Annotated in this window: 15 protein-coding genes and 1 pseudogene; 10 read left to right on the top strand and 6 right to left on the bottom strand. The window is 38.6% G+C overall.

Features of this window, described 5'->3' with window-relative positions; all coding sequences use genetic code 11:
• Position 1: 1 nt before the first annotated feature.
• The 4 genes from merC to merR all read right to left on the bottom strand — a co-directional run bounded on the left by merC (position 2) and on the right by merR (position 1661).
• Positions 2 to 421: an organomercurial transporter MerC gene (gene merC / locus ND6B_RS16165; protein WP_008467331.1), complete on the bottom strand. Its 420-nt coding sequence runs from the start codon at positions 419 to 421 to the stop codon at positions 2 to 4.
• A complete protein-coding gene (gene merP / locus ND6B_RS16170) occupies positions 421 to 705 on the bottom strand; it encodes a mercury resistance system periplasmic binding protein MerP (protein ID WP_008110847.1) in 285 nt (94 codons plus the stop codon). The genes merC and merP overlap by 1 nt, the downstream gene beginning before the upstream one ends.
• A gap of 46 nt (positions 706 to 751) precedes the next feature.
• The gene (locus ND6B_RS16175; RefSeq protein WP_008467333.1) at positions 752 to 1099 is read right to left on the bottom strand and encodes a mercuric transporter MerT family protein; all 348 of its coding nucleotides are present in this window, start codon (positions 1097 to 1099) and stop codon (positions 752 to 754) included.
• Positions 1100 to 1289: 190 nt separating this feature from the next.
• Positions 1290 to 1661 carry an Hg(II)-responsive transcriptional regulator gene (merR, locus tag ND6B_RS16180; protein ID WP_033011277.1) on the bottom strand — a complete coding sequence of 124 codons (372 nt, stop codon included), beginning with the start codon at positions 1659 to 1661 and terminating at the stop codon, positions 1290 to 1292.
• A 350-nt stretch (positions 1662 to 2011) separates the two neighbouring features.
• On the opposite strand from merR, the gene ND6B_RS16185 reads away from it, so the two are divergent.
• Positions 2012 to 2635: a recombinase family protein gene (locus ND6B_RS16185; protein WP_008467336.1), complete on the top strand. Its 624-nt coding sequence runs from the start codon at positions 2012 to 2014 to the stop codon at positions 2633 to 2635.
• 32 nt (positions 2636 to 2667) lie between these two features.
• Here the strand turns inward: ND6B_RS16185 and ND6B_RS16190 are convergent.
• Positions 2668 to 3078 (bottom strand): annotated as a pseudogene (locus tag ND6B_RS16190) (ISAs1 family transposase); the annotation flags it as partial.
• 169 nt (positions 3079 to 3247) lie between these two features.
• Here ND6B_RS16190 and ND6B_RS16195 point away from each other — a divergent pair.
• The 9 genes from ND6B_RS16195 to ND6B_RS16235 all read left to right on the top strand — a co-directional run bounded on the left by ND6B_RS16195 (position 3248) and on the right by ND6B_RS16235 (position 13706).
• Positions 3248 to 3595 (top strand): hypothetical protein, encoded by a 348-nt coding sequence (locus tag ND6B_RS16195; protein ID WP_010554760.1) that lies wholly within the window; start codon positions 3248 to 3250, stop codon positions 3593 to 3595.
• 104 nt (positions 3596 to 3699) lie between these two features.
• Positions 3700 to 4938, top strand: a complete 1239-nt coding sequence (locus ND6B_RS16200; protein ID WP_024603421.1) for a TolC family protein — start codon at positions 3700 to 3702, stop codon at positions 4936 to 4938.
• A gap of 62 nt (positions 4939 to 5000) precedes the next feature.
• Complete coding sequence (locus tag ND6B_RS16205) at positions 5001 to 6347, top strand: efflux RND transporter periplasmic adaptor subunit (protein ID WP_008467342.1); 1347 nt, start codon at positions 5001 to 5003, stop codon at positions 6345 to 6347.
• A 12-nt stretch (positions 6348 to 6359) separates the two neighbouring features.
• Positions 6360 to 9560: an efflux RND transporter permease subunit gene (locus ND6B_RS16210; protein ID WP_002962883.1), complete on the top strand. Its 3201-nt coding sequence runs from the start codon at positions 6360 to 6362 to the stop codon at positions 9558 to 9560.
• Between the two features lie 196 nt (positions 9561 to 9756).
• Positions 9757 to 11373, top strand: a complete 1617-nt coding sequence (locus ND6B_RS16215; RefSeq protein ID WP_229816631.1) for a phosphoethanolamine transferase — start codon at positions 9757 to 9759, stop codon at positions 11371 to 11373.
• Complete coding sequence (locus ND6B_RS16220; RefSeq protein ID WP_002962881.1) at positions 11374 to 12276, top strand: cation diffusion facilitator family transporter; 903 nt, start codon at positions 11374 to 11376, stop codon at positions 12274 to 12276.
• A complete protein-coding gene (locus ND6B_RS16225; protein WP_002962876.1) occupies positions 12263 to 12994 on the top strand; it encodes a phosphatase PAP2 family protein in 732 nt (243 codons plus the stop codon). Before ND6B_RS16220 ends, ND6B_RS16225 begins: the two co-directional genes overlap by 14 nt.
• A complete protein-coding gene (locus tag ND6B_RS16230; RefSeq protein WP_008467350.1) occupies positions 12984 to 13361 on the top strand; it encodes a diacylglycerol kinase in 378 nt (125 codons plus the stop codon). The genes ND6B_RS16225 and ND6B_RS16230 overlap by 11 nt, the downstream gene beginning before the upstream one ends.
• A gap of 42 nt (positions 13362 to 13403) precedes the next feature.
• Positions 13404 to 13706, top strand: coding sequence for a hypothetical protein (locus tag ND6B_RS16235; protein WP_008467353.1), 303 nt, complete (start codon positions 13404 to 13406; stop codon positions 13704 to 13706).
• A gap of 261 nt (positions 13707 to 13967) precedes the next feature.
• On the opposite strand, the gene ND6B_RS16240 is transcribed toward ND6B_RS16235, so the two are convergent.
• A partial coding sequence (locus tag ND6B_RS16240) for a transposase domain-containing protein (RefSeq protein ID WP_033102710.1) occupies positions 13968 to 14184 on the bottom strand: 217 nt, incomplete at its 5' end.

Below are 14184 nucleotides of genomic sequence, written 5' to 3'. Positions count from 1 at the left end.
GTTAAGCGGTACAAGTTTCATCATCACAGCGTTTATTCGCAGGAGAAACCATGTCCCAAATTGATACAGCAACCATTAGTCCTAGCCCCGTATAAGTAACGTATGAACTCCACCCGTACTGGAACCAAGGGTATAAAGAGAGTAAAACCAAAATGGGGCCAATTGAACCGATAAAACTACGGTGCCATTGACGATGGCTAAACCAGCCTAAGATATTCATTGCCAGCGCTAATACTGCAAACAGTGGTAACAACGTATTGATAAATACCCCTTCCCACTGACTAAGAAATCCCATCCCAATTGCCGCACCAAGACTAGCTATCGCGGGAAAACACATGGCGCATCCCATTGCCGAAACAAGTGCACCTATAGAGCCTGCTTTATCTCCGATACGCGTAACTAGTTCTAAGGGGCTAAACATTACTTATTTTCACTTTTTAAATTTGAAGGGTAGCCAGCGTTGGTAGTCGCTGCAATTAATGCATTGATGTTGGTTTTAGTGTCATCAAAAGAAACAACAGCTAGCTTAGGCTTGTAGGTAACTTTCGCATTTTCAACGCCATCAACATTTTCTAATGACTTTTTAACTGTGATTGGACATGTCGCACAGTTCATCGTTGGCACTTCCAGTGTAACTGTTTTTACTTCAGCAAAAGCACCAAAACTAGAAAGTGAAAGCAGTGCGGTTAATAATAATTTTTTCATAATTAGCTCCAAATTTTAAAATGTTATAAATTTCTTGATCTGTATATTAAGCAAACAAAAGTATCCAATAATTACTGGTCACTAAAATTGTCGCAACTATAACGCTCAGCCAGAAAATTACTTTTCGTTGTTGCTGTTTCTTAGGAATTGCACAGGCCGTTCCCGGCTCACACTCTTCTACAGGACGGTAAATTTTCCAACCTGAGTAACCAAACAACAACACTACAAATGCGATAAATAATGGCCTATAGGGTTCAAATGCAGTTAAATTACCAATCCATGAGCCACTTACCCCAAGTAATAACAGGAGCAAAGGACCTACACAGCATACGCCTGCGCCTAATGCTGCTATGATGCCTCCTATCATTGGAAGGTTTGATTCTTTTTGATTCATATAGATACCTCATTAAGTGATAATGCAAGTGTATTGCATGTACCTAAGTACGGAGTCAAGGGTGATTTATAAAAAATTTATCTTTGATAATCTGCTACGACAGATACGGGGAATAAGCTAACTTGAATTAAGGCGCAGAAGTAAAATTGGATATGCTGTTTTAGTGGGAAATGGTAGTTAAGTGAATCATTTACTTCGGTTGCAACGAATCAATTATTGGGCAGTGGCTATCGTCATCATTATTTTGGCATTGTCCTAAATGTTCTTCCAAAGCGTGTTCTAACAACAACAAGTCAGCCATCTTTTTTTGTACTGCGATCAGTTTTTTATTAGCTAATTCTTGTACTTTACTACATGGACTATCGTTTAACGCAAGTAACCCTTCAATCTCATTTAGCGTAAAACCTAATTCTTGAGAACGCTTGATAAAATGTATTCTATTTACCGTTTCTTTCGGGTAATGTCTATAGCCCTGCATAGGCTTTGGTGGTTGTTTAATTAAGCCTTTGCGTTCATAAAAGCGAATTGTTTCGACATTTACACTCAGTTCTTTAGCCAACATACTTATGGTTCGTTTAGACACGTTATCAATTACCTTACTGACTTTTTGTTTACTTACTTTATATCTAATTAAAGTGACCATCAATGAATACCAGTTTAAACATCGCTAATTGATTTTGTTTTTTCTTCTATTAAATAAGTAAAGTTACCGTTGTTACAACAATATTAAACCACAACAATGTATGGTTTATCCTTTTTCATTATCAAAGTCCAAATTAGTGTTATTACATGCAGTTCTACATGAGTACACCCTAAAGATACTGTTAATATATCACAGGCAATTACGTAATGACACCACTTAAATAAACCTATATGATATGACACCATCTAAATAGACCTAATTAGGCAAAAATGTTCATAAGAGCATATTTACGAGCATCAACTTCTGAGCAAGATGCAAATAGAGCAAAAAGCTCATTAAAAAAATTCGTTTCTGGCTTCAGCAAACGAATTGCTTCTTTTTATATAGAAAATAAATCTGGTAATTCTTTAGATAGACCAGAGCTAATTCGTTTATTGGATGAATCAGAGTCCGGTGATGTTTTGTTAGTTGAATCAATCGATCGTTTAACAAGGCTAAGCCCTGATGATTGGAAAACTCTTGTAGCCTCAATAAATGAAAAAGGAATTAGTGTTGTTAGTTTAGATCTACCAACCAGTCATTTAACATTTGGCAGTTTTCCAAGTGATGATTTTATGAGATCAATACTTAGTGCTATTAATAATATGCTGTTAGAAATATTAGCGGCCAGTGCATATAAAGAATATCGAGAACGTGAACGTAAGCAAAAAGAAGGTATTGTAAAAGCACAGCAAAAGGGACTTTATCACGGTCGTCAGCCTGATTTAGAGGCTCATGATAGGATTGCCTCGTTTACTGAAGCTGGATTTAGTATTAATAAAACGGCTGAAGCAGTTGGAGTTAGTCGAAGTACGGTAATTAGAGTTAGAAAAAAGCTTAAAAATTTAGACTAAGGTTAATTTCGAGGGGATGGGCGCAAAACCCCTAATTGGTGTTGGCAGCTCCATGCGCTGACGGTATGTAAGGCACTTTTTCTATCTTTGGTTGTAAATGAACGACGTGCTGTTTTTCCATCAATGGCAATGATATCAGCACCAGTGGTTTCAATAAGTGATGATATCCAAGATTGAAATGAATGCTCTATTTCATCTGATTTTAACCGACAAATGACACGGGCAATGGTGTCGTGTCTTGGGATACCCTCTTTGAAAGCGCCATATTTTTTTAACCAATCAAGTTTTAGATGCCCAAAATCTTCAATATCCTCCCATCCTTCTGCGCCGGAGAGTACAGCACTAATGGCTAAGAGGAGAATATCGATAAGTTCATGCTTTTTACAGCGTTCAATGCGAGGATCGGTAATTGAATCAAAGTGTTTCAGAAAAGTAGCGCTCATATTAAGTGACCAAGGTGATTATAATGCCTTGATCTGATCGCTACTTGTTCTAGAAGTTCAATTTATAATGATCTTGCCGTGGATTGTCCTGTATAAACTACTTAATTTGATTGACTTGAGTGGGTTTCTTGACTACAATGTTTTTTAAAATTTTGATGTTAGAGTAAAAATGAAAAATACTTGGATTAGTTTGTTAGTAGTACTATCGATTGCATTGCAGTCGTTTGCTTCTGTGGCTAATTCAAATGAAAGTCATCAGATTGACTCTCTACATATTCAAACAGAACATTCCCATGATAGTGATGATATTGAACTTTTCGATGAATCATCTGACACTGAACATAATATTAAAGATTGCCATCATTGTGGTCACTGTCAAGGCACTCACACACAGTGGGTTGCCAGTAATAAATCTACACTACAGACCCCTAAACTTATTATTACAAATCAATATTTTTATGCTGATCATGTAGATAAAATATTCACTGAAGAACCTATACGCCCCCCAATCGTTTAATTTAGTTTTAAAGCTATATTCGTAACAAATTTATTCTTAACTAGCGCTTAATGTAGCCTAGTTGGTTTAGTTGCGGCATTTTATTATTAAATTAAGAGATTATTATGAAATTTTTCTCAGCAAAATCTGCTGGAATCGCATTATTTATCGGCTTTTCAGCAAGTTTATCTGTTAGTAGCTTCGCTTTTGCTAAGCCAACGCTATCGAGTGACTGGCTCGATCGGCAAATCAATAAACACCCTGATATTGTCTCAGCACGTGAACTCATGAATGCTGAATTTTCCAAAGCACAGGGCAGTAAGTTACCACTTTACAACCCAGAACTATCGACAGGTTACGAGCGTGAAGGTGACGGAAATAATTACAATATTGGTATTAGCCAAACGATTGACTTGTGGGATAAGCAGGCTGTTAATGCTGCTATCGGCGATAAAATATTAACGGCGGCCAGTAAACAATTCACTTATGCGATAGAGCAGAAAAAAGCACAAGCCTTAAAAGCACTTATTAATTGGCAACTTGCCATGGATAAGTCGTCACTTGCTTTTGAACAAGAGCAACAGTTAGAAACCTTGCTTAAAATTGTAACTAAAAGGCAGAAAGCTGGCGATCTTGGTCAGGTTGATGCTGAGTTAACTTTCTTGAATTTGTCGCAAATGCTTAATAAAACGGCCCAAATACAAGCACAGTTAACACAAGCTCAAGCCAAGGTTAATGAGTTGTTGCCTGATTGGCGTCCTGATACACAAGCATATCCAGAGCAGGGCTTAGGCGTTACAAACTTTCAAGTAGCTGAGCAGTGGTTAACGCAGCACCCGCAAGTATTAGCCTCTCAAGCACTGTGGCAAATGCAAAAAAGTAAAGCTCAATATGCCATGCTTGAAACCAAAGCCGATCCTACCATTGGAATTAGTGCCGGAAAAAATGATGTCGATAATGTTGTCGGAGTTACTTTTTCTATGCCGTTAAATATTCGTAATGATTACCAAGCTAATGCCAAAGCACAAAACCAACAAGCTATCGCCGCAGAAGCAAATTTTCGTTCAGTAATGCGTAAGCAAAAGTATTTGATACAGGCAAGTACTGCCTCACTAATCTCTAATAAAAAATACCTTGGCCGTTGGCAACAGTTAATGCAAGGACGCGGCGAACACAGCGCGCAGTTATTGCAAAAACAATGGCAAGTAGGTGATTTAAATACCTCGGATTATTTATTGGCATTACAACAAAGAGCGGAAGGTTTATACGCGGGCATTGAATTACAAGCCCAGTTCAAAATAAGCGAAGTGCAATGGCTACTCGATGTAGGCCAATTAAATGCGGCAACTAAGCTATTAAACTAAACCTATTATATCACTTTACGCGGCTTGATGAGCGTGAATTGTTACAGAATTTGGAATTAAAAATGAAAAATAAAATAACTGATAAAACATCTCATAAAATAGTGAAAAAAATAAAACTCATTACCCTAAGTAGTTTATTTACTGGCTTAGCTGTCGTGTCAACTACGGCATTATCATATAACGATGCCGCTCTAGAAAAAACGCCAGCAGTAGAGCAATCCATCGTATTAAAAACTGACCATGATCATGACTCTGAAAGTGAAGAAGTGCATGACGAAAGTGGTCATGAACATGGTAGTGATGAAAGCAAAGACGACCATGCTGCGGAGGAGAAATCTGATGACGGTCATGACCATGGTAGTGAAACAGCGAGTAAAGAAACAGCTGAAGAAGAACATGAAGAAGGCATAAGTTTTAGTCCAGAAAAAATGGCACTCGCCAATATCAAAGTGACTAACTTAAAGCCGGCAATTTTTGCTAAAAGTATCTATGCACCAGGAGAAATAAAAGCGAACGGTTATACCAGTTACATTGTCTCTTCACGTACTGAATCGGTAGTGATCAGTCGTCATGCTATTTTAGGTGAACATGTGACTAAGGGTCAGTCTTTAGTTACCTTATTTAGTGAATCAATGGCCGAAGCACAAGCACAATATCGTGTTGCTTACAGTGAGTGGCAACGAACTAAAAAATTGGGCCTTGGCACCGTCAGTGAAAGCCGCCTATTAGCCAGTGAAACAGATTACATTTCAGCTTATGGTCGATTAACTGCCTTTGGTTTAACCAAAGCAGCCATTAAAGATATTGTAAAAAACAACTCATCAAATCTTGGTGAATATACCTTAGTCGCTCAGCGCTCTGGTGTGGTTTTAAGTGATGATTTCTCTCAAGGACAACGTGTGCCTGCCGGTGAAAAAATCATGGTATTGGCTGATGAAAAAGACTTATGGGTTGAAGCGCGTGTTTCGCCAAATAAAAAATTAAGTCTTCCTATTGGCACCATTGCAAAAGTTGAGTTTGCCGGGCAAGTGCATGTTGCCAAGGTCATTCAAGAAGCACATACCATTGATCCAAGTACGCGTACCCGAATCGTTAGACTGTCGGTTGAAAATACTGATGACAGTTTGCATTCAGGCATGTTTGTTAATGTAAATTTTCAGTTTGATACGCAAAGCCCTGTAATGGCAGTACCAGAAACAGCATTAATGCGTGGTGCCGATGGTGATTGGACGGTATTTGTTGAAGACCATTCTGGTGAATTTAAAGCCGTTGAAGTTGAATTAGGTCAGCCATTAGGCAATTACCGTCAAATTATCGGTATTGAGCCTAATACCCGTTTGGTAACAAAAGGTGCCTTTTTTGTTGCGTCAGAAATAGCAAAAGGCGGATTTGATCCGCACGGCCACTAGGGGAATAAGATTATGTTTAATAAAATGATTGATTGGTCGATCAATAATCGACTCTTAGTAATTATCGCCCTAATTGCTACTATGGCAGGCTCTGTTATGGTGATCCCAAAACTAAATTTAGATGCTTTTCCTGATGTAACCAATGTTCAGGTAGCGGTTAATACTGAAGCACCGGGCTTAGCCGCTGAAGAAGTAGAGCAGTTAATAACCTATCCCATTGAAGCAGTAATGTATGCGTTGCCTGATGTAGAGCAAGTACGCTCTATTTCAAAAACGGGTTTATCGGGTGTTACTGTTGTCTTTAAAGGAGGCACAGACATCTACTTTGCTCGCCAGTTAGTATTTGAGCGTTTACAAGCGGCAAAAGAGTTAATTCCGCAAGGCGTGGGCACACCAGCAATGGGACCTAACACCTCAGGTTTGGGTCAAGTTTTTCAGTATTTGTTAATTGCAGATAAAGATTCTGGTTATGATTCTATGACCTTAAGGAGCTTGAACGATTGGATAGTAAAGTTATTGGTTATGCCGGTAGATGGTGTTACCGACGTCTTATCTTTTGGCGGCAACGTCAGACAGTATCAAGTCAACATTGAGCCAAGTAAATTATTATCATATGAGTTAACGCAAGACGATATTGTTACTGCACTCGATAACAACAATGCCAATGTTGGCGGTTGGTACATGAACCGTGGACAAGAGCAATTAGTTATTCGTGGCACAGGTTGGTTTAATAGTGGCGAAGCAGGTTTAGCTGATATTAGACAAGTACCGGTTAAAACGGTTGATGGTACTGTGGTGACTATCGAAGATGTAGCCAAGGTTTCGCTGGGTAGTGAAATACGCCAAGGCGCAGTTACTATGACGCGCAGAGATGCACAGGGTAACATTGAAAACTTAGGTGAAGTGGTTTCAGGTATCGTATTGAAACGTATGGGCGCAAATACTAAAGCGACAATCGACGGTATAAGTGCACGTATTCCAATGATCAACCAAGCACTACCTGAAGGCGTACGTTTTGAACCTTTCTACGATCAGGCAGATTTAATTACTAAAGCAGTTGATACTGTAGTGCAAGCATTAGCGCTGGCATTTATATTTATCGCTATCGTACTTGCTCTGTTTTTAATGAACTTACGCGCAACCTTTTTAGTGTTAATTTCAATTCCTATTTCAATCGCTATCGCCTTAATGGTGATGTCTTGGATAGGTTTATCGGCAAACTTAATGTCGTTAGGTGGTATCGCTGTTGCTATTGGTATGTTGGTTGATGGCTCTGTTGTGATGGTTGAAAACATGTTCAAACACCTTAATAGACCTGATTCAACACATTACAAAAATGCGCAAGCGAGAACGTTAGGCACAGATGCTGATCCCCACGATGTAGAACATGATAAAGAAGGCATTCCTCTACGATTAAAAGAAGCAGGAAAAGAAGTTGCACGCCCGGTATTTTTTGCTGCCTCTATTATTTTAGTGGTATTTACACCGTTATTTAGCTTTGAAGGAGTGGAAGCTAAATTGTTCCAGCCGATGGCTATCAGTATTATTTTAGCGGTTATTTCGGCTATTTTAGTGGCACTGTTTGTGGTTCCAGCCTTAGCAACCTTTATGTTTAATAAAGGCGTTAAAGAAAGAGAAAGTTTTGTCTTAAAACCATTAGATAAGCTTTATCGAAAAGGCCTCAAAGCCGCGATGAAACACACGAAAGTAGTTATTATTGCTTCATTATTGTTACTTGTGGGTGCAGCATCTTTAATACCTCAAATAGGGACTGAATTTGTACCAGAATTAGAAGAGGGTACCATTAACCTAAGAGCAACATTAGCGCCATCAGCAAGTTTAGAAACAGCCTTGTCGGTTGCTCCAATTCTTGAAGAAAAGTTAATGGAGTTCCCCGAAGTTGAATATACCCTAAGTCGAATTGGACGTGCTGAAATCGGCGGTGATCCTGAACCAGTTAATAACATCGAAATTTACATTGGCTTAAAACCTGTTTCAGAATGGACAAGTGCCAAAAATCGCGTTGAATTACAAGGTTTAATGGAAGAGAAACTTGAGCAATTCCCAGGGTTATTACTTAACTTTTCACAGCCCATAGCGACTCGTGTAGATGAATTACTGTCAGGAGTTAAAGCGCAACTTGCCATTAAATTGTTTGGACCAGAATTAGATATGTTGGCGAGCAAAGGTCAAGAAATTGAAGCGGCAATCAAACAAATTGATGGCGCAAGAGATGTAGCCTTAGAGCAAATCGCTGGTGAAGCACAGTTAGTGATTAAACCGAAAAGACAGCAATTGTCACGTTTTGGTTTGTCAGTTGGCGATGTCATGGAAGTGGTTAAAAACGGTATCGGTGGCGTTAGCGCTGGCCAAATAATCAATGGTAATGAACGTTATGATATTTATGTTCGCATTGAAGAAAAATACCGTGATAACCAAGAAGCTATTGCAGATCTGAGAATACAATCACCTACGGGTGCTTGGGTACGTTTAGGCGATATTGCTACCGTCAGTTTTGAATCTGGCCCACCACAAGTGCGACGTGATGATGTACAGCGACGCGTGGTAATTCAAGCCAATGTTCAAGGTCGAGACATGGGAAGTGTTGTTAGCGACATTCGTGCAGTTATTGATAGCAAAGTAGATTTACCTGCAGGTTATTCTGTAGTGATTGGTGGTCAATTTGAAAACCAACAACGTGCGCAGCAGCGACTATCAGTGGTAGTGCCTCTATCATTGGCACTAATTGCCTTGCTACTTTATTTCGCCTTTGGCTCTGTTGGTCAAGCGATGCTTATTTTAGTGAATGTACCCTTGGCCGTTATAGGTGGTATTTTCTCACTGTATATTTCAGGTCAATACTTGTCAGTGCCAAGTTCAGTCGGCTTTATCACTTTGTTTGGTGTCGCCGTGCTTAATGGTGTAGTCATGGTAGAAAGCATTAACCAGCTGGTAAAAGATGGTATAGACACCTCAAAAGCTGTTTTTGATGGGGCAGTATCTCGTTTACGTCCAGTATTAATGACCGCCATTACTTCTGCGTTAGGTTTAATTCCAATGCTGATGTCCAATGGAGTTGGCGCTGAAATTCAACGACCACTGGCGAGTGTTATTGTTGGCGGTTTGGTTACTGCAACGTTACTCACCTTGTTTGTGTTACCGGTTTTATATGCTTGGTTCTCAAAAGCCAAAATCAAAGATCTTAGAGACTAACGCGCTAGATAACTTAGTGACTTACTCATTAACTTACAAATTAATAAAGTAAGTAACTAATTTGATAGCACTATAAATCGCTACTAGCTAAGCTCTTGTCAAAAGCAGGGCTTAGCCAGTCATTTTCACTCGATGCAGAGATTCAATAGTAGGCTTTTATTAGCTTCGAATTTTTGCATCCTAAATTTAGGGAATAATGATGAAAAAGCTGTCGTTTTTCAATTATTCGCCAAACCTCCTTATTATCGCCACCGTGCTATTTATTATAGTGACGGGCAATTCTACATTTTTTGAACAAGTTAATTCGGTATACCCGTGGCAAGATAATCAAGGTTTTATTATCGCGCTGACTCTTGTGGTAATGAGTGTATTAACCATTATTGTGTCATTTTTCAGTATTATCATTCCCGTTCGAATAGTACTGAGCAGTCTTTTACTCTTATCTGCCATGGCTGGTTATTATACCGATAGCTTTGGCACCATCATTGATAATGTAATGATTCAAAACATTGCTGAAACGAATATCGATGAAGCAACTGACTTACTGTCATTTGAGTATTTTTTAACTGTTTTGTTGTTAGCCATAGTACCTATAGCTTGCCTTTTTATGGTCAAAATAGATAAATCGTCATGGACAAAAAACTGTTGGCTACAAATAAGTAATACCATCATGGCACTTGGTGTAATTACTGTTTCACTTTATATTTTTAGTGCTCAATTCACTAATTTCTTTAGAGAACACAAGCCATTAAGATTTTACTTAAATCCTATCTATCCCATTTACTCTACGGGATTTTTCCTCAAGGACGTGCTTGAACAGCAAGAAAATAACGAATTTTTAATGGTAGTAAACTCTGCCAATGATATTGATAAAGAGTCGCATAAAAAACTCTACATTGTCATTGTCGGTGAAACTGTCCATGCGGGTAATCTTTCTATAAATGGCTATAAACGAGAAACTACACCATTATTAGCTCAAAGAGATGATTTAATTAGTTTTGATAAATTCTATGCTTGTGGCACATCAACCGCGATTTCGGTCCCTTGTATGTTTTCATTCGATAACCGAGAGTCATTTGATAATAAAAAAGCACGGCGAACACAAAACGTATTAGATGTTATTTCCAAAGCCGGGGTAAGTGTCCTTTGGCGAGACAATAACTCTAGTTCAAAAGGCGTCGCAGATCGTGTCGAATACCAAAATTTCAAATCACCTGAGCTAAATTCAGTGTGCGATATAGAGTGTCGTGACATTGGTATGTTAGACGGTTTACAGGGGTATATTGATGATCAAGAAGGTAGTGTACTCATAGTGCTTCATCAAATGGGCAACCACGGCCCGGCATATTACAAACGATACCCCAAAGACTTTGAGAAGTTCACTCCTGCCTGTCAAACAAGCGAACTCTCCGCCTGTGAAACTAGCGAAATTGTTAATGCGTATGATAATGCCATTCTCTATACCGATTACTTTATCAATGAAACCATTAATTTATTAGAAGAGAACAATACCAACTTTGAAACTGCCATGTTTTATATTGGCGATCATGGTGAATCGTTAGGTAAGAACGGACTCTACTTACATGGTATGCCTTACATGCTGGCGCCTGAAGAACAGACTCATGTACCTTTAATTGCTTGGTTCGGCTCTTCATCACACGTTGATATGGAAAGTACGGTCAAACAAAGTAAAAAAGAAAGTTCTCACGATGCTTTTTCTTTTTCTTTACTACATGCGTTAAATATCAGCACAGATATGTCATTGCCTGAAAAAGCGCCATCACCACTATTTGTTATGCAAGAGGAAGAGTAAATGTCAAATAATAACCATACGCACAGCCATGCACATAACCATGACGGAAAATTAAGCATGGCAGTATTTATCAATATTTTACTTACTGTGGCCCAAGTTATCGGCGGGGTTTTATCAGGTAGTTTATCCTTGATTGCTGATGCGCTTCATAACCTCAGTGATGCAGGCGCTATCGTTATTGCGATTGTTGCGAGAAAAATTGCAAGAAAACCCGCTAATAGCCAAATGACTTTTGGTTTTAAACGGGCTGAAATTATCGGGGCATTAATCAACAGTACTACCCTTATTATTCTTGGTATATATCTCATTTATGCCGCAGTTGAGAAGTACTTTAACCCTCAACCTATTGATGGTTGGATTGTTGTTTGGATTGCGACAATAGCCTTAGTGATTGATTCCATAACCGCGTGGTTGACTTATCAAGCAGGCGCGAAGAATAACTTGAATCTCAGAGCGGCATTTATTCATAATTTATCTGATGCCTTTGCTTCTGTCGTTGTCATTGTTGCGGGTAGTTTGATCATTTTATATCAATGGTATGTTGTCGATTTATTGGCAACCATACTTATCTCGGTTTATGTGGTGTACCACGGTATTATTTTAGCTAAGCAAAGTATTCGTATTTTAATGCAAGCGGTCCCCGTTGATATCGATATCGATAAGATTTGTAAGGATATCGAATCAATGGAGAATGTTGAAAAAGTAAGACACATTCATGTGTGGCAATTAGATGATAGCGAAGTGTATTTAGAAACCAGTGTTAACTTAAAAACGATGGAACAATTCCAAGATCTTAAGCCAATTAAAGATTTGCTCGCAGCTCAATACGGTATTCACCACTCGACCATAGAAGTGGTAGTAGGGAACACCTTGCAAATGGAGAATTGTTTTGAACTTGAGTAAACACCTGCTTTATTCAATGTATGCATTAACGCTTATTGCTTTTTTATTTGAAACAACAAATAGCGATATTTGGCTTCAAAATTTGTTATTCAATGCATCCAACCAAACGTGGTTAATTGATAAATATGAAGAGCCTTATCGTTTTATTTTTTACTTGTTGCCTAAATACAGCATTATTTTGTTGGCACTGTCGCTCATTGCTTTTTACGTTATCGCTTGTAGACGCAAGTACTCTAAGCACTTTCAAAAGCGATTATTAGTGGTTATTTTCTCTTTGATGTTAGTGCCGTCAGTCATCGGCGGTTTAAAAGCAACAACCAATGGTGCTTGTCCTGCGCAGCTTGAACTATATGGCGGCGATGTCCCTTATGTTAAGGCGTTTGAATTAATGCCTGAATCGTTTGAGTCAACTAAAAAGTACAAGTGCTTTCCTGCGGGTCATGCCAGCGGTGGTTTTGCCTTAATGTCATTATTCTTTTTGTTTTATCGTCCGAAATACCAATGTATTGCGATAGCGTTTGCTGTTTCTACTGGCTGGATTATGGGGAGTTATAAGATGGCGATAGGTGACCATTTTTTAAGTCACACACTAACAACGATGACGTTGTCATGGTTAATCATTTGTTTGATAGCCGCGGTAGTGTTTCGTACCTTACACTTTCCTAATTCCAAACCTAATGCTAAGAATAGCCAACAGGAGCCAATCAATGGGTACTAAGCAAAAGCCGACGGGAATAAAACGAATATACCTAGCAGCGGGGCATTCACTCAGAGCGTTTAAATGGCTGATAGCAAATGAAGCAGCGTTTAAACAAGAATTCTGGCTGTCAGTTCTTCTCGTTGTGGGCTGTTTATTCTTTCCATTTTCACTTTTTGAGTACGTGTTTCTTTGGTGCGCTTTATTATTCGTATTGTTGGCAGAAATCTTCAATACCGCTATTGAGGCAGTAGTCGATAGAATTGGCGCGGAAATTCATCCGCTGTCAGGTTTAGCGAAAGACTTAGGCTCTTTGGCTGTGATGGTGAGCGTTATCATCGCAACTTTAATATGGGCTGGTGTATTTATTCAGCACTTGAGCTTATGAAGTGTAAATGTTATTAGAATGTATATAGCTATCAAATTCCTTATGAGTTGGATAACAAAAGGCAATATTGAGGAATTTAATGAACGCGATGCTATTACAACTATTAAAAAGCTAGAGCTTAAAAGGCAGCAATTAAAGTCTGAAGGCAATGGTAAAAAATTATCAACTGCAGAACTTAAACTGTTACTTTCTGCATACAATTACACTGGTAATGAGAAGCTATCTAATAAAATAGCTACAACCTTGATTGAAAGGCGTAATAACCGCGCAGAACAAGCATCCAGCAAAGAAGAAATAGATATTGCGAATAAACTGACTATAGATAATTTAGATATTCCATATTAAAAAGCATATTACATATTTTTGGTATGTGCTCTCAATAACACCAAAAATATGTAATGTAGACCTATTTTTAATAACTTCCCATAAAATACGACGAATATAGCCCTACAAATAAATAAAACACCAAGAATATGTTATGTACATACAAAGGTACAAGCTCTCAACACCAAAAATATGTTGCGTACATGCAAAGATATAACCCCTAACACCAAAAATATGTTGCGTACATGCAAAGATATAACGTGAGCGTCTAGCGAACTACACCTATGTTTTAAAATTCCAGGGTAACAAGCTGTCGATATCGGGCTCAGGCTGGCACAGTTCATCAAGGCAAGCACAGATGTAATTAAATGGGATTAGACCATTTATCTTGGCGGTTTCCACAATGCTGTAAAGGGTGGCACTAGCATGGGCACCGTTAGCCGTTTGGCTAAATAACCAATTCTTTCGGCCTATCACAAACGGTTTTACCGCGCGTTCT

The organism is Pseudoalteromonas sp. ND6B (assembly GCF_000764215.1).
In the GTDB taxonomy this organism is placed as follows: domain Bacteria; phylum Pseudomonadota; class Gammaproteobacteria; order Enterobacterales; family Alteromonadaceae; genus Pseudoalteromonas; species Pseudoalteromonas tetraodonis.
This window is presented reverse-complemented; position numbering and strand designations above follow the sequence as displayed.